Raw genomic sequence first — 14725 nt, 5'->3', positions numbered from 1 at the left:
ACGGGCGAGCTCATCTGAGCACGTCATCCGCGCCAGACGGCGCCGCTGCGGGCATTCACATAGACGATGGCGATCCGGTTGTTCCGCACGGCGCGGAACACATAGGTCCCGCCGCTGCAATTGCGCGCCTCGATGTTGTGATAGCCGCGATTACGCACGATCCGGCGCGCCTCGCCGCAGCTCAGCCGGTTGAAACGCTTGCCGGGACGATACCAGCCATAGCCTTTGCGGTACATGTAGTCGGGCCCGACCTGGTAGCCGTAATGCGGCATGCCGAGATAGAATTTCAAATTCGTCTTGGCTTCAGCCGCATTCACTCCGCCGAGGCCAAAGGCCACTGGCGCCGCCACGACAAGAGCCATCAAAAGCTTCTTCATTTCTCTCTCCGCAATTGCCCTTCCTCGGGAAGGCTTAATTAGCCACTCTCGGAAAGAATGACGGATCGCCGGCGGATTTCCGTCGCAACTCTTGATGACCGATTTTTCATTTAAGATGACGTAAGGGCGCCTCGTTTGGAGGCGCCCTTGATGAGGCTCAGCTGCGGTGAACCGTCTTTCGCCTATTCATGCCCCCATTGCGAGAAGACTTCGCTGCTGCTCTTGCCGAGACGCACGGTGTCGCCGACGTCGCTCACCCAATCGACCGGAATGAAATGGTGATGCCCGTCGCCCGAATCCTCGCGGGTGAGCTTGATCATGTCTTCGCCTTCCATGTGATCGACGGTACCGACATGCTTGCCGTCCGAGGATACGACTTCCATATGCTCGACGATATTCGCGACATTGGCCATGAGAACCTCCATAGTTGTGCCCGTCAACGGTAGGAAAGCCGGGGCGGTTCCAGCGCCTCAGTACTTTCTCGAAAGCGTCGTCTTGGATCGCTCGACCCGCAGTTCCTCTGTCTCGCGCTTATCGGCCTCGGTTTCCCAGCGCCGCGCCATGCCCCTGAAGCTTCGCTTCAGTTCCGGCGATCCGACGCTGTCGGCAAAAGCCCTGGCAGCTGCGGCCGCCTTTCTGAGTTCGCTGGCTGTCTGGTTCATGCCGCACCAGCGCTCAGGGGGCCAGGAAGGTTCCGTGCATTTGATACAAATGCGCAATGCGGTTAGCGAAAGGTTTAGGGACTCAATCCCCGCGCAAAAAACCGCGCTGATCGGCGGAACCATCGGCGCATTTGCGACTTGTCCCTTCAGACGAAGTTGTCGCGAAAGCGATGAAATCGTCGAGAGAAAGCCCGACTACTCAACTGGTCGGGCTTTCTTGCGTCTGGCCGGAGCCGGGTTTGCCTGAGTTTCGCTGAGGACCTATGCTGCCCTCATTGTCGAGGGGAGAGGGGCTAGTGAACGATATCTACCAACGGGGATTGGAGCGAAACGCCGCCAATTACACGCCTTTGTCGCCGGTCTCCTTCCTCGACCGGACGGCGCTCGCCTTTCCCGACAAGATCGCGGTGATCGATCGTTCACGGCGATACAGCTATGGAGAACTCCACCAGCGCGCCCGCCGACTGGCCTCGGCCCTGACAAGGCGGGGCATCGGCAAGGGCGACACGGTTGCCATCCTGGCACCCAACGTGCCGGCCATGATCGAAGCTCATTTCGGTGTCCCGATGGCGGGCGCCGTCCTCAATTGCCTCAATATCAGGCTCGATGCACCGAGCATCGCCTTCTGTCTTTCGCATGGCGAGGCGAAGCTCGTCCTGGTCGACCGTCAATATTTGAGCGTCATGGTCAACGCCCTGTCGCAAGTCTCTCATCGGCTTGCCGTCGTCGTCATGAGCGAGCCGGACGCCGAGGCGACGGAGTTCCAGGATTACGAGGCCTTCCTGGCCGGCGGCGATCCCCAACACCTTCCTTCACCGCCCACCGACGAATGGTCCCCGATCAGCCTCGGCTACACCTCGGGCACGACCGGCGATCCCAAGGGCGTCGTCTGCCATCACCGCGGCGCCTATTTGAACGCGCTCGGCAATGCGCTCGAAGCCGGGCTCGCTTCGACGAGCGTCTATTTGTGGACCTTGCCGATGTTCCACTGCAACGGCTGGTGCTACATCTGGGCGGTGACGGCGGTGGGCGGTACCCATGTCTGCTTGCGGCAGGTCGAAGTGGGTGCGATCTTCACCGCCATCAAGGAACACGGCGTCACCCATTTTTGCGGAGCGCCGGTCATCCTCAACATGATCGCCAAGGGCGAGCGGCCGCCGGAATGGCGGCTCGAGCGGCCGGTGGACGTCCTGACCGGCGGTGCAGCACCGCCCAGCGCGGTCATCGCGGGGATGGAGGAGCTCGGTTTCCGCATCAAGCATCTCTACGGCCTCACCGAGAGTTTCGGTCCCGCACTTGTCTGCGCTTGGCATGAGGAATGGACCCCGCTTCCGCTCGCCGAGCGGGCCCGGCTCACGGCGCGCCAGGGCGTCAATTTCATCACCCTGGAAGCGGTCAGGGTCGTCGATCCCGAGACCGGCGAGGACCGCCCTGCCGACGGCATCGCGATGGGCGAGATCATGCTGCGCGGCAACACCGTCATGATGGGCTATCTCAAGAATCCCGAGGCCAGCGCCAAGGCTTTCGCCGACGGCTGGTTCCATACCGGCGATCTCGGCGTGCGCCATCCCGACGGCTATGTCGAGGTCAAGGATCGTTCCAAGGACATCATCATATCGGGGGGCGAGAACATCTCATCGCTCGAGATCGAAGAGGTGCTCTACCGCCATCCCGCCATCCTCGAAGCAGCCGTGGTCGCGGCCCCGGACGAGAAATGGGGCGAGCATCCTTGCGCCTTCATCGACCTCAAATCCGGCATGTCGCTCGCTCCCGAAGCGGTCATCCAGTTCTGCCGGGACAACATGGCCCACTACAAGGTCCCGCGCACCGTGATCTTCGGCCCCTTGCCCAAGACCGCTACCGGCAAGATCCAGAAATATGCCCTGCGCGAGCGCGCCGCGGCGCTTCGCTGAGCCGTCATCCACCTGTCATTTGCCGGACTGTAGTTTGCCAGAAACATTGGATGGCCGATGACCCGCTCATGAGAAGCCCAAATCGGACCGGATACCGGCCAGGTAGCGTAGTTTTGAATGGAACTGTCCCAGGACGATCTACTTTACCAAAAGAAAGATGAGGCGGCGACGCGGATTATATGCCAAGATATAAGGCTTGGGAGCCGTGCATATTCCTTAGCTTCGGACTTTATGTAAGGCAAATGCGGCAAATGCGGGATTCGTTAGTTAAAATCCTGATGGGGGCGGTACTTGTTACCGGCTTCTTTTTCATTACCCCGTCCGATGCGGCGCAGCGGGATCGCGATGCGGGTGCCCGGTCATGCGAATTCTTCTGCAAGCTTTTTGGGGGGAATCGAGCGAAAAAGCGCTCCGACTTCGGTGATTCTTCGCCGAGGAAGCAGCGATACAGGGTCTATGAAGACGACACCTATGGACGCTCTGTCAGGAAGAAACGAGTCAAGCGCAAGCGCGATTCGGGGCCGGTCAGGGTGGTCGAGGAGCGGCCCGAGCAGCCGCTGGTTTACCAGCCTGAGAAATTTGAGATCCTGCGGGTCGGCGCATTGCCGGAAAGCGCGCCCGACGAACCATTGGCGGCCGCCATCTATGGCGAACTGAAAGGCAAGAAATCGGCGATCCGCGTGACGGCGGGCGAAAGGGAAGCGATTGTCGACTTCTACCGGCAAAATGGCTTCCGGCCGCTCTGGGTCTCGAAGCAGGGGCTGGGCGAGCGCGGCCGGTCGGTGCTGCGGCTCTTCCGGACCGCCACCGAGGACGGCATGTCGCCGGAAGACTATCTTCCGCAGACTCTTGCGCTGTTCGACGACGACCTGGCGCTCATCAACGAGGATATGGGGCTCTTGGCGCGCCTCGACCTCGATCTTTCGGCGCGTGCCCTACGCTACGCGCGGCATGCCTCTGGCGGCCGTATTATCCCCAACAAGCTCACCAAATATTACGACATCACGCCGGAGCCTGTTGATCTCGCCGCCGCGATGCGGGCCTTCTTGCGCAGCCCCGATCCCAACGCTTATCTGAGGGCGCTGCAACCCAGCCATCCCGCCTATGCCGTCTTCAAGAAAACCCTCGCCAGTCTGCGCGAGCTCGAGTCCGATGTGAAATCGGAGCTGATCCGCCCCGGCAAGCCGATCGAGCTTGGAGAAGACGATCCGCGCGTCCCCTTGCTGCGCCAGCAGCTGGCCGTGCTCGGTTATGACAAAACCGATGTCCTGCCTGGCGAGGAGACGATCCTCGATGATGCGCTGTCGGAGAGGCTCACGGCCTTCCAGACCGACGCCGGGGTCAATCCGACCGGCGTGCTCGATGCCGCGACGATGGTGGCGCTGAACAGCCGCACCGGCAGTCCCGGCATTGCGCGGCTCGTCTACAATATGGAGCGTCTGAGGTGGCTGCCCAAGACGCTCGGCGAACGGCACGTCTTCGTGAATCAGGCCGCCTATTCGCTGAAGGTTGTGGAAGACGGCCGCGAGATCTGGCGCACCAAGGTCATCGTCGGCAAGCCGAACAGTCAGACGGTCGCCTTCAGCGACAGTTTGGAAAGGATCGTCTTCAATCCGTCTTGGGGCGTGCCTCCCTCCATCATGAAGAACGAGATGATACCGAAGCTGAGGCGCGATCCGGGCTATCTCGACCGCCTTGGCTATCGCGTATTGACGCCGGGCAGCAAGAGGATCGTCCGGTCGCGGTCGGTCAGCTGGGGGAAGTACGCGAACGGGAAAGTGCCGTATCTGATTCTGCAGCCGCCCGGCGACGACAATGCCTTGGGCGAGCTGAAGTTCTTGTTCCCCAATGCCCACGACATCTACATGCATGACACGCCCACGCGCGATCTGTTCGCGAAGCCGGTTCGGGCGTTCAGCCATGGCTGCGTCAGGGTGGAGAATCCGCGCCAATTCGCGGAGCTGCTGCTCGGTGTCGACGCTACGGATATTGCCGCGCGGATCGACAGCGGGGTCAGTAAGGAGACCCCGGTCACCCGCGAGACTTCGGTCCATCTGACCTACTTCACCGCTTGGCCGGCGGATGACGGCCGTCTCCTCGTCTATGACGACATATATGGCCGCGACGAGCGCATGGCGCGGGCATTTACGACCGTCGCCGTCGCCGCCCGCTGAGCCCGCTTGGAGCGACGAATTTCCCCTGAGTAATTCGATGATCACCTGCTGTTGCTGAACTGTCACACGGGCGATCCAGGCTAGCGGCGCGCACTTCCCGCGATCGGCATAAAGGTACAATTTTTAGAGGTTAATGCTATCAACAGGAATTGATTTGCCGTCGCAGGTTTGTTGCTTATAAGAAACAACCTGTACGATGGTGAAAAGCGATGTTTGTGCGCGACATAATAGGCGTGTGCATCGTCAGCGGCTCAATTGGCGGTAGTGTGTTCGTCTTCAACGGTCACAGCGAAGAGGCTCGCATGAGGTACATGTCCGGCTGTGTGCCGCTCGTTGCGACCTTCGCCGCCCATGAAGCAGGTTATCGCAAGGTAAATCCGTCCTATCGCAAGACAGATGAAACGGCGGCGCGCCGGATATGTCAGGACAGGTGGTCGAAACGGCGCGCCCACTCCTTCGCTTCCGGTCCGCTGTGAGCGCGAGGTACTACCGTACGATTTCGTACCATCCCTAGGCTTCAGGTTCCGCTGATGGTCTATTGGTTCCGACGGGAGCCGCGATGCCTATCTATCGTCTTGAACCGATTGAAGATTTTCTAGGGGAGCAATCCTGGCGGTACACTCTTCTGAAGACCGTCTGCTGGGTGAAGGCCTCTGGTGAAGACCAGGCCCGTCTGGCCATCGCCAGGGCTACGGCCAATTCCGCCGACATCAGGGAATCGCCCTGGCTGAGCCCGGTCTTGACCATGTGCATCGAAGAAGGCCCCACCTTCCAGATGGAACCCGACATCGCCGTCAACGTTGATGGTGTAGCGCAAGCTTGGACGGCCCCGCCAGAACGCTGATATCCAATAAATGGTGAATGATGATACGTTCCGCATCATATCGGAAGGCGCTTGATTTTGGATTGCAGCTCGCTTCCCACACGACCGCGGGAGTGCAAGCGGCACTGATCACGTTGCCGGGTTAGCAGCGCAACCGCGATGGTCAAATCCCTCGAGACAATCAACCGGTCCTTCCGCAATCAGCTTCTGACGACAATCTCGGCGGACGACTATTCCTTTATCGCGCCACATCTCGAGCTTGCCGATTTGCCGGTTGGGCATGACGTCGAAACGCGGGGAGAGCGTGTCGAGCACATGTACTTCCTCGAGAGCGGCATCGTCTCGCTCGTCGCCGCAAATGGCAGCGGCAAGCAGATCGAGATCGGCCTTATCGGGAGGGAAGGCATTACCGGGCTTGCCGTCATCCTGGGCGATGATGTGGCCAACCACTTGGCCTACATGCAGGTCGAGGGCCATGGCTACAAGGTGCCGGCGGTCGTCATCCTGGATGCGCTTCGCCGCAGCAACGGCCTGCGCAACCAGCTTGCACGCTTTGCCCATACGCTCATGATCCAGACGGCTCACACGGCGCTTGCCAATGGCCGGGCCAGTCTGGTCGAGCGCCTGTCGCGCTGGATATTGATGGCGCATGACCGGGTGGACGGAAATGTGGTCCCCATCACCCATGAGTTCCTGGCGCTCATGCTCGGCGTCAGGAGGGCCGGCGTAACCGTGGCGCTCCACGAGCTCGAGGGCCGCCGGGTGATCAAGGCGGTCCGCGGTCAGATCACGGTGATCGATCGCAGTGGAATCGAGAAGCTTTCCAACGGATTCTACGGCCAGCCGGAGAGCGAGTATTTCCGCCTGGTCGCCACGCAGCTGACGCGGCGCGTGCCGGCCTGAGCTCACCCATGAGGACTTGGCCGGATGTGCAGGCTTCCCTGCAGGGACTCGCCGGGCTCGAGCACATGCACGCCGTGGCCGGGAACGCCCGCCGCCTGCCGGTTGAAGCCGTCATTGGCGTTGCTCACCGGCTCGATGCAGATATAGGGATAATCCCAGGCATCATAGATCTGAAGCTTGCGCAAGGCGCCGTCGCCCATGATCGCGATGCGCCGGCCATCGGCATGAGCGAGCTCCACCTTCCCTCCCCAGCCCTCGTAGCATCGGTCGAGCACGATCGCTGAAACATCCCGAGGCTGCGTGAAATCAAGTCCGGGAAGAAGCGGACCGCAAGGAAGCGTGACCGCGTCTTCTGAATCGGGCGGCCACAGGCCAAGCGCGTCGAAGCGCATCACCGTGCCCGGCGATTTGGGGAAATAGGGGTGGAAACCGATGCCGGCCGGCATCGGCCGGTGATCGCGGCAGCTCAGCGCGATGCCGATCGAGAGGCCATCGTCGTCGACATGGAAATCGACCTCGCCCCGCCATGCAAAGGGGAATTCACCCTCCGCCGGCCGGTGATCAAGGTGCAGGACGAGGCGATCGGCCTCTTGCGCGACGATCGTCCAGGGCCTGATCCAGCCTTCGCCATGCGTCGCCGTCGGCTCTTCGGGAACGGTCCGCTTCAGGGGAAAGAACTCGTCCTTGAAACGGAATCCGCCGCCGAAGATCGGACCTGAATAAGGCAATAAGGGGAAGCCCGCGAACTCATAGCATTTGCCTGTCGCGAGCCCCGCCGCCGATGCCGGCCGCAATATGTCCCGGCCTCGCGCCGTGAAGGCTACGATGCGGGCGCCGCAGGCGGGCGCGATGGTGACCGTCTTGTCGCCGCGCGACAGGCTGACGAGCGGTCCGGCCGTACCCGGCACCGAGAAGCGCGTCATGGATCGGGCAATTCGATCGCGCCCGAGAGGAAGCGCAGCGAATGGCCGCTGATCTCCACATGATCGGCGAACAAAGTGCACCAGAGATCGCCGCCGCGCGGCGAAAGCTGCTCGCTGTGAAGCGCCTGGCGCCCGAGCCTTTCGGCCCAATAGGGCACCAGGATGCGATGCGCGGTGCCGCAGACCGGGTCCTCCGGCAGACCGAGCTTGGGGGCGAAGACGCGCAGCACGAAATCCGATCTCTTGCCTTGCGCGGTGGCGATGACGGCGCCGCGCTCGAGCCGTGCGACCGCCTCCTGGTCGGGCATGAGCCCCGCCACCTCATCGGCATCATCATAGACCGCGACATAGCCGAAGGCCGCCTCGAAGGTCTTGAGCGGCATGGCGCCCAAGGCCGCGCCGAGCTCATGGCGCTTCTCGATCGCGTAGCCCGGCATCAGCGGCCAGGGCACCGAGATGCGCCTGCCCTCCCGCGTGATCGTGCGCCGCGACCCGTCCGCCATGACGAAGGTGAGCGACGTCCGCTGCGGCAGCGCCTCGAAGCCGACATGGGCCGCCGCCATCATGGCATGGCCGGCGCCGCCGTGGCGGCCGTCAGGGCTGTGGAAATGGAGCGCCGTCAGACCGTCGTCGCTTGGACGCAATGAGGCGAGGACGGGCTCGCCGAGCTGGCCCGCCAGCGCCTGCATCGTCTCGTCGGGCGTCCCGCGCGGCAATGATACGACGAAGGCCGGGTTGCCCTTGAAGACTTCATCCGCGAAGGTCACGATCTGATGGATCTCGGCCCGCATGGTCAGTCCTTCGGCAACGGCTTATAGGCGATGACCTTGATCTCGATCTTGACGTCGAACATGAAGCCGATCGGAAAGACCGAGCGCACCGGCGGATCCTTGGTGAAATAGCTGCGGTAGATTTCGTTGAAGCGGACGAAATCGCGCGCATCGGCGAGCCACACCTGGCAATCGACGACATCATCGAGCGTGCAGCGGGCGGCGGCGAGCGCCTCCTTGACGAAACCGAAGGTCCGATGCACCTGCTCGTCGAATGAGACATTCTTGTTGTCGGTGCCGTCGGAGAGGATGCGGCCGTCCTTGTCGAAGGTGACCTTGCGCGGATCGAAGGTCCATGGGCCATAGGCCGAGGTGAAGACGAAATCGCCGGCGCGGATCGCCTTGGAGATCGGGACTTCAGGGTGGGCGGGATGGGCTTCCTTCGTCATGAGCTCTCCTCAATAGCCGCGGGCCAGGATCGGCCATTCATCGACGACCTCATCGCCGCGCACCACGACATAGCGCGCATGGAGATTGACGGTCGGGTCGCAATGCGAGGTCACGAGCTCGATCACGGCGCCGAGCTCCGGCCGGGGCGCCCCTGGATCGAAGTCGATCACGCCATGTTCATCGCCCATGAAGCGGTAGCTCGCACCTTGCGCGATGCCGCGCACGGGTTGCGGCGTGCCTGAATCGGTCGCGAGCGCCTTGAAGCCGGCATTGACAGTGACGCTATCGGGCCGGTTCGCCGTCACCACGCCCGCCGCCACGAACAGCGATGTGGTGAAGGGATTGCCGTCGGGGCTCAATGGCAGCGGCCCGTAGCAGGAATCGAGGAACACGAAGGACCCGGCCTGGAGCTCGGTGAATACCTCGTGCTGGGCATCGAGCCAGTGGGTGCCGGTGCCGCTGCCGGTGATGATCCGTGGCGGAAGCCCCGCTCCCTCCAAGGCGGCGATGAGCTTGCGCATCCTTTCCATGTTGAGCGCGACGCGCGCTTTTCGTTCATCGAACGGCATGAGCTGCTGCAGATGACCCCAATAGGCCTGCACGCCGGCAAAGGCGAGCGCCTTGTTCTGGGCGATGCTCTTCGCCAGCGCCACGGCGTCGCCGATCTCGACGCAGCCGGTGCGCTTCGTTCCGACATCGATCTCGACGATGACGGGAAGCTTGCGGCCCGCTTCCAAAGCAATCTTGCCCAGCGCATCTACATTGCGCGGATCATCCGCCACCACCATGATGTCGGCGCCGCGCGCGAGAAGCCGGTGGAGCCGCGCGAGCATGTCGGTTGTCGTCATCGGCGACGTGATGTGGAGACCGGTGATGCCGGCCGCGGCGAGCGCCTCCGCCTCGGCGATCGTGGCGCAGCAGGCGCCGAGAGCTCCGGCCTTGAGCAGCCGCCGCGCGATATCGGGAGATTTATGCGACTTCGCATGCGGCCTTAGAGCTACACCGGCGCTCTTCGCCCATGCCGTCATGATCTCGATATTCCGGTCGAGATGATCGAGATCGAGGATCAGCGCCGGGGTCTTGATCTCGTCACGTCGCATCGAGGCACCTCATCGCAGTGTCGTTCCAGCTCAGGCCCACTCTTTCGCCGGCCGCCGGCAATTGCAGCACCTGCCCTTCCGGTATGTGGACGGCGATCTCCTTGCCGTTGTCGAGCTCGATGATGATCTTGGTGAAGGCGCCCAGGAACACGCTGTCGACGACCGTGCCGTGGATGCGGCCCGTGCCGTTGAGGCGCAAGGCTTCCGGCCGGATGACCACATTGACCGCGCCGTCGGCGCCGGGAGAGGGGAAGCTGCCGCCGCAGCCCAGGCTGATGACGCCGTGTTCGCGTTGGCCTTCCAGCAGGTTGGCATCGCCGATGAAGGTCGAGACGAAGCGCGAGGCGGGCCGGCGGTAGATCGCTTGCGGATCGCCTTGCTGCACGATCCGCCCCGCTTCCATGACGGCGATGCGGCTGGCAAGGCCCAATGCCTCTTCCTGGTCATGGGTGACGAAGACGAAAGTGCCGCCGAGCGAGCGATGGATGCGCCGGAGCTCGGCCTGCATCTGCTTGCGCAATTTGAGATCGAGAGCGCCGAGGGGCTCGTCGAGCAGAAGCACCGCCGGCCGCATCACCAAGGCGCGCGCCAATGCCACGCGCTGCTGCTGGCCGCCCGACAATTCATTGACCGATCTCTCGGCAAACTCTTCCAGATGAACGAGCCCCAGCATCTCGGTGACGCGGGCGCGGATCTCCTCCGGCGCGACCGCTCTGAGCTTGAGCCCGTAGCTCACATTCTGCCGGACATTCATATGGGGAAAGAGGCCATAGCCCTGGAAGACCATGTTGGTGGGCCGCTTTTCCGGACCTGTCTGCGTGACATCCTTGCCGGCAATTTCGATCGTGCCCGTGGTCGGCTCCGCGAAGCCGCCCATCATGCGCAAGAGCGTGGTCTTGCCGCAGCCCGAGGGTCCGAGGATGGCGAGGAAATCTCCTTGCGCGATGTCGAGATCGAGGGGATGCACGGCGATGCTCGCGCCATAGGCCTTGCTCAGGTTCCTGAGCCTGACGAGCGCTTGGGTCAAAGTCGCGCCTCGGGCAGGATCTGGCCGCCGTCGAGCACCAGTGTCGTGCCGGTGATATAGCTCGCGGCATCGGAAGCCAGGAACGCCATCGCCTCGCCGATCTCTTCCGGCAGCGCCAGCCTTCCGAGCGGAACGGCGCGCGCCATGGCCGCCATGTGGTCGGGCCCGCGCTCACGCCTCAGATTCGCCGTTTCGACATTGCCGGGCTCGACCACGTTGCAGGTGATGCCGAAGGGAGCTCCTTCGAGCGCGGTCGCACGGGCGAGACCGACGAGCCCGGCTTTGCTTGCCGAATAATGCGCATGCTCGGGCCAGGTGACATGGGGGCCCGTAATCGATCCGGTGAGCACGATGCGACCACTCTTGTTCTTCTTCATCGACGGGAAGCAGGCCTGGATGGCGAGGAACGGCCCCTTGAGATTGACCGCGAGGACGCGGTCCCATTCCTCTTCCGGCAGGTCTTCGATCAAGTGGTTGGGATAGATGCCGGCAACCTGGCAGAGGATGTCGATGCGTCCGCGCTGCTTGAGCACATGGGCGGCCAGCGCCTGCATGTCGGCGCGCCGCGCGACGTCGCCGCGATAGAATTCGCAAGCGCCGGCATGGCGTTTCGCCACCGCTTCGCCGAGCTCCTGATTGAGATCGCAATTCACCACATGGGCGCCCTCGCGCACCAGCACCGCCACGACACCTTCTCCGATGCCGCGCGATCCGCCGAGAACGATGGCCGTCTTGCCTTCGAGCCTGCCTGACATGCGCTTCCCCGTTTTGGCGCACCATGGCAGCAACAAGGTCAAAGGGTCAACAGTTATTTACCTATTGACAGTTGAACACTCATGCCGTGAATTAGCGCCGGACTAAAAACCAAAAAAGACATGGAGGATCGTCATGAGGGTGTTTCAGGGCTCGAGCCTGCCCGTGCTTTCACGCCGTGAATTGCTGAAAATGACCGTGGCCGGTGCCACGGTTTCCGCCTTTGGTGGCGGCGCTCTGGCCAAGACGCAGGTCAACTGGCTGGGCTGGCAAGGCTATGACAGCCCGCTCAAGACCGAGGATTTCCTCGCCAAGAACGACATCGAGCTCGCCGCGACCTATCTCGCCAACAATGACGAGATAGTCACCAAGCTCGCCGCCCAGGCGCCGATCGACATCGTGACGCCTTACATGGGCTATGTGCCGGGCCTGCGCGAAGCGGGCCTGATCCAGCCCATCGATGCAAGCAAGGTGCCGAACCTTCCCAAGGTGCTCCCCGTTTTCCGCGATGACAGCAATCTCTTCGTCGACGGCGTGCATTGGTCGGTGCCGTTCACCTGGGGCGGCGGACCCATGGTCTATGATCCGAGCGCGGTCCAGCCGACCTCGTGGTTCGATCTCGAGAAGCCCGAATACAAGGGCAAGATCGCCATGTTCGACGATGCCGTCGGCATGATGCTGACGGCTTCCATTATGGTCTCGGGCGCCGAGGTCGCCTCGCTGGTGACACCGGCGCAGCTCGAGGAAATCAAGAAATACTGCATCAAGCTCAAGAAGGAGCATGCCCGCGCCCTCTTCCCCTCTTATGGCGAGGGTGCCGATGCCATGGTGCGCGGTGAAGTGGTCATGACGCTGGGCGGTGCCGAATGGCTGCCTGCCATCGTCGCCGAGAAGAAGAAGCTCGCCTATACCTATCCCAAGGAAGGCTGCTTCGGCTTCATCGATTCCTATGTGATCCCGAAATCGGCGCCCAATCCCGATCTCGCGCATAAGATGGCCAATCACATGCTGACGGTTCCGGCCCAGCTCGATCTGACCAAGAACAATTATGCCGTCTCGACGCAGGAGGCGATGGACGCGCTCACCGGGCCCGCGGCGACCATGTATCCCTATAAGGACATGGCGAGCTTCGAGAAGCAGTGCAAGTTCTTCCCCATGGCGCCTTCCGAAAGCGACGGCAAGGTCGCATCCTGGCCGGAATGGCTCGCTGCCTGGCAGGAAGTGCTCGCCGCCTGATCTCTACATGCTCTCCCGGCGCACCAGCTATCTTCTGCTCCTCCCTGCGGCGGCGATCTATGGCGGTCTGTTCGTCGCCGCCGCAGTCTATTTCTTCATGCTGAGCTTCTGGAGCGTGCGCAGCTTTCGCGTGGTGCCGGACTTCACGCTCGGTAACTATGTCAAGACCTTCACCACTCATCTGGGCTCGGGCGAGCAGACCTTGCTGATCGCCTTCGTGATCGCGACGGCTGCCACCGTCCTCGGCTTCTACTATGCCTGGATCATCCGCTTCCGTGCCGGGCGCTGGGCGCCGGCTTTGCTCTTCATCGCGCTCATCACGCTGTTCGGCGGCTATCTCATGAAGATCTATGCCTGGAAGACGATGCTGGGCAGCGACGGCGCCGTCAATTCGGCATTGATCGCGGCGGGGCTCATCACGCAGCCCTTCGAGGCCCTGATCTACAGCCCGACCGCCGTGATCATCACCTTGACCCATTTCCTCTTGCCTTTCGCCATTCTGCCCATGGTCGCTTCACTGCGCGGCATCGGCGATGCCGAGATCGAATCGGCACGCGATCTGGGGGCGGGCTCATGGCCCGTGCTGCGCGATGTCATCATCCCTCGCGCCCGCACCGGCATCACGGCGAGCTTCGCGCTGTGCTTCCTGATCTCGGTCGGCGATTATTTCACGCCGCTTCTCGTCGGCGGCAAGATGGCCATGGTCGGCCAGCTCATCGCGCCGCAATTCGGCACCTATTTCAACTGGCCCCTGGGCTCGGCCATGTCCTTCGGCATTCTTGCGGTGTCGCTCATCATCTTAGCGCTCGTGAATGCCGGGCTTTCGCTGGTGGGGCGGCAATGAAGGCACGCACCTTGCTCGAGCGCACCGCGGCGATCCTCTTCGTCGCCGTCCTGCTGTCGCCGCTTCTGCTCGTCGTGCTCTTCGCCTTCTCGTCCAAGGCGATCTCGAACTTCCCCATTCCCGGCTGGACCTTGCGCTGGTTTCGCGAAATGCTGGCTTTCGAGCCATTTCCCACGGCCCTCTCCAACAGCCTGCTGGTGGGCGTCTCGGTCGGCATCCTCTCGGCCATCATCGGCACCATGACGGCCCTGGGGCTCGCCTGCCTGCCGCGCCGCGAGGCACAGATCGCCATGCTGGCACTGGCCCTGCCGCTGATGCTGCCGCCTCTGTTCCTGGCGGTGATGCTGCTCGTCTGGTTCCTCTTCCTCGGCCTGACACTCGGTCTCAAGACCGTGATCCTGGCGCATCTCCTCTTCACTTTGCCCTTCGTGGTCGTCGTCCTCTATTCGCGTCTCTCCTCCTTCGATTTCCGCATCATCGAGGCCGCCCGCGATCTCGGGGCTTCGCCCTGGCGCGCTTTCGCCGATGCCATGCTGCCGGTGATCATGCCGGTGGTGATCGGCGCTGCCCTCATGGCCGTGGCGCTGTCGATCGACGACTTCATCCTGACGAGCTTCGTCATTGGCGGCGGCAACACCTTGCCGATGCTGGTGATGAGCACGTTGCGCACCAGCGTGACACCCATGACCAATGCGATCGGCACCATGTTGATCAGCCTGAGTATCGTCTCCACCCTCATCGCGCTATATCTCACGCGGTACAGAGGATAA

General features: G+C 62.5%; 17 protein-coding genes. 9 read left to right on the top strand and 8 right to left on the bottom strand.

Annotated elements, in window-relative coordinates:
- Window positions 1–23: 23 nt before the first annotated feature.
- Both DS839_RS07290 and DS839_RS07285 read right to left on the bottom strand, forming a co-directional pair.
- Window positions 24–377, bottom strand: a complete 354-nt coding sequence (locus tag DS839_RS07290; protein WP_119269639.1) for a hypothetical protein — start codon at window positions 375–377, stop codon at window positions 24–26.
- A gap of 182 nt (window positions 378–559) precedes the next feature.
- Window positions 560–790: a DUF2171 domain-containing protein gene (locus tag DS839_RS07285; RefSeq protein WP_119269638.1), complete on the bottom strand. Its 231-nt coding sequence runs from the start codon at window positions 788–790 to the stop codon at window positions 560–562.
- Window positions 791–872: 82 nt separating this feature from the next.
- Between DS839_RS07285 and DS839_RS36350 the strand changes: the two genes are divergently transcribed.
- From DS839_RS36350 to DS839_RS07255, 6 genes are all read left to right on the top strand, one after another.
- Window positions 873–1286 (top strand): hypothetical protein, encoded by a 414-nt coding sequence (locus tag DS839_RS36350; RefSeq protein WP_162918363.1) that lies wholly within the window; start codon window positions 873–875, stop codon window positions 1284–1286.
- Window positions 1287–1302: 16 nt separating this feature from the next.
- On the top strand, window positions 1303–2952 hold the full coding sequence (locus DS839_RS07275) for an acyl-CoA synthetase (protein ID WP_119269636.1): 1650 nt from the start codon (window positions 1303–1305) through the stop codon (window positions 2950–2952).
- A gap of 530 nt (window positions 2953–3482) precedes the next feature.
- The gene (locus DS839_RS07270; protein WP_162918362.1) at window positions 3483–5126 is read left to right on the top strand and encodes a L,D-transpeptidase family protein; all 1644 of its coding nucleotides are present in this window, start codon (window positions 3483–3485) and stop codon (window positions 5124–5126) included.
- Between the two features lie 209 nt (window positions 5127–5335).
- Complete coding sequence (locus DS839_RS07265; RefSeq protein ID WP_119269634.1) at window positions 5336–5602, top strand: hypothetical protein; 267 nt, start codon at window positions 5336–5338, stop codon at window positions 5600–5602.
- 83 nt (window positions 5603–5685) lie between these two features.
- Complete coding sequence (locus tag DS839_RS07260; RefSeq protein ID WP_119269633.1) at window positions 5686–5970, top strand: hypothetical protein; 285 nt, start codon at window positions 5686–5688, stop codon at window positions 5968–5970.
- A gap of 138 nt (window positions 5971–6108) precedes the next feature.
- Window positions 6109–6852 carry a Crp/Fnr family transcriptional regulator gene (locus DS839_RS07255; RefSeq protein WP_119269632.1) on the top strand — a complete coding sequence of 248 codons (744 nt, stop codon included), beginning with the start codon at window positions 6109–6111 and terminating at the stop codon, window positions 6850–6852.
- Window positions 6853–6854: 2 nt separating this feature from the next.
- On the opposite strand, the gene DS839_RS07250 is transcribed toward DS839_RS07255, so the two are convergent.
- From DS839_RS07250 to DS839_RS07225, 6 genes are read right to left on the bottom strand one after another with little or no spacing between them, the layout of a single operon-like run.
- A complete protein-coding gene (locus DS839_RS07250; RefSeq protein WP_119269631.1) occupies window positions 6855–7775 on the bottom strand; it encodes an aldose 1-epimerase in 921 nt (306 codons plus the stop codon).
- Window positions 7772–8566 carry a PhzF family phenazine biosynthesis protein gene (locus DS839_RS07245; protein WP_119269630.1) on the bottom strand — a complete coding sequence of 265 codons (795 nt, stop codon included), beginning with the start codon at window positions 8564–8566 and terminating at the stop codon, window positions 7772–7774. Before DS839_RS07245 ends, DS839_RS07250 begins: the two co-directional genes overlap by 4 nt.
- A gap of 2 nt (window positions 8567–8568) precedes the next feature.
- The gene (locus tag DS839_RS07240; protein WP_119269629.1) at window positions 8569–8994 is read right to left on the bottom strand and encodes a RidA family protein; all 426 of its coding nucleotides are present in this window, start codon (window positions 8992–8994) and stop codon (window positions 8569–8571) included.
- A gap of 9 nt (window positions 8995–9003) precedes the next feature.
- Window positions 9004–10095: a DSD1 family PLP-dependent enzyme gene (locus tag DS839_RS07235; protein WP_119269628.1), complete on the bottom strand. Its 1092-nt coding sequence runs from the start codon at window positions 10093–10095 to the stop codon at window positions 9004–9006.
- Window positions 10085–11122 (bottom strand): ABC transporter ATP-binding protein, encoded by a 1038-nt coding sequence (locus tag DS839_RS07230; protein WP_119269627.1) that lies wholly within the window; start codon window positions 11120–11122, stop codon window positions 10085–10087. Before DS839_RS07230 ends, DS839_RS07235 begins: the two co-directional genes overlap by 11 nt.
- The gene (locus DS839_RS07225) at window positions 11119–11877 is read right to left on the bottom strand and encodes an SDR family NAD(P)-dependent oxidoreductase (protein WP_119269626.1); all 759 of its coding nucleotides are present in this window, start codon (window positions 11875–11877) and stop codon (window positions 11119–11121) included. Before DS839_RS07225 ends, DS839_RS07230 begins: the two co-directional genes overlap by 4 nt.
- 133 nt (window positions 11878–12010) lie before the next feature.
- Here DS839_RS07225 and DS839_RS07220 point away from each other — a divergent pair, with 133 nt between their 5' ends.
- From DS839_RS07220 to DS839_RS07210, 3 genes are read left to right on the top strand one after another with little or no spacing between them, the layout of a single operon-like run.
- Window positions 12011–13111, top strand: a complete 1101-nt coding sequence (locus DS839_RS07220; RefSeq protein ID WP_119269625.1) for an ABC transporter substrate-binding protein — start codon at window positions 12011–12013, stop codon at window positions 13109–13111.
- Window positions 13112–13118: 7 nt separating this feature from the next.
- Window positions 13119–13955 carry an ABC transporter permease gene (locus DS839_RS07215; protein ID WP_162918361.1) on the top strand — a complete coding sequence of 279 codons (837 nt, stop codon included), beginning with the start codon at window positions 13119–13121 and terminating at the stop codon, window positions 13953–13955.
- Window positions 13952–14725, top strand: a complete 774-nt coding sequence (locus tag DS839_RS07210; RefSeq protein ID WP_119269623.1) for an ABC transporter permease — start codon at window positions 13952–13954, stop codon at window positions 14723–14725. Before DS839_RS07215 ends, DS839_RS07210 begins: the two co-directional genes overlap by 4 nt.

Source organism: Taklimakanibacter deserti (assembly GCA_003574785.1).
This window is presented reverse-complemented; position numbering and strand designations above follow the sequence as displayed.

Excerpts from the sequence above, each read along its gene's own strand:
- DS839_RS07225 (WP_119269626.1), bottom strand. The coding sequence starts at position 11,877 with ATGTCAGGCAGGCTCGAAGGCAAGACGGCCATCGTTCTCGGCGGATCG.
- DS839_RS07290 (WP_119269639.1), bottom strand. The coding sequence starts at position 377 with ATGAAGAAGCTTTTGATGGCTCTTGTCGTGGCGGCGCCAGTGGCCTTT.
- DS839_RS07235 (WP_119269628.1), bottom strand. The coding sequence starts at position 10,095 with ATGCGACGTGACGAGATCAAGACCCCGGCGCTGATCCTCGATCTCGAT.
- DS839_RS07250 (WP_119269631.1), bottom strand. The coding sequence starts at position 7,775 with ATGACGCGCTTCTCGGTGCCGGGTACGGCCGGACCGCTCGTCAGCCTG.
- DS839_RS07245 (WP_119269630.1), bottom strand. The coding sequence starts at position 8,566 with ATGCGGGCCGAGATCCATCAGATCGTGACCTTCGCGGATGAAGTCTTC.
- DS839_RS07215 (WP_162918361.1), top strand. The coding sequence starts at position 13,119 with ATGCTCTCCCGGCGCACCAGCTATCTTCTGCTCCTCCCTGCGGCGGCG.
- DS839_RS07275 (WP_119269636.1), top strand. The coding sequence starts at position 1,303 with ATGCTGCCCTCATTGTCGAGGGGAGAGGGGCTAGTGAACGATATCTAC.
- DS839_RS07285 (WP_119269638.1), bottom strand. The coding sequence starts at position 790 with ATGGCCAATGTCGCGAATATCGTCGAGCATATGGAAGTCGTATCCTCG.
- DS839_RS07240 (WP_119269629.1), bottom strand. The coding sequence starts at position 8,994 with ATGACGAAGGAAGCCCATCCCGCCCACCCTGAAGTCCCGATCTCCAAG.
- DS839_RS07260 (WP_119269633.1), top strand. The coding sequence starts at position 5,686 with ATGCCTATCTATCGTCTTGAACCGATTGAAGATTTTCTAGGGGAGCAA.
- DS839_RS07210 (WP_119269623.1), top strand. The coding sequence starts at position 13,952 with ATGAAGGCACGCACCTTGCTCGAGCGCACCGCGGCGATCCTCTTCGTC.
- DS839_RS07220 (WP_119269625.1), top strand. The coding sequence starts at position 12,011 with ATGAGGGTGTTTCAGGGCTCGAGCCTGCCCGTGCTTTCACGCCGTGAA.
- DS839_RS07255 (WP_119269632.1), top strand. The coding sequence starts at position 6,109 with ATGGTCAAATCCCTCGAGACAATCAACCGGTCCTTCCGCAATCAGCTT.
- DS839_RS07265 (WP_119269634.1), top strand. The coding sequence starts at position 5,336 with ATGTTTGTGCGCGACATAATAGGCGTGTGCATCGTCAGCGGCTCAATT.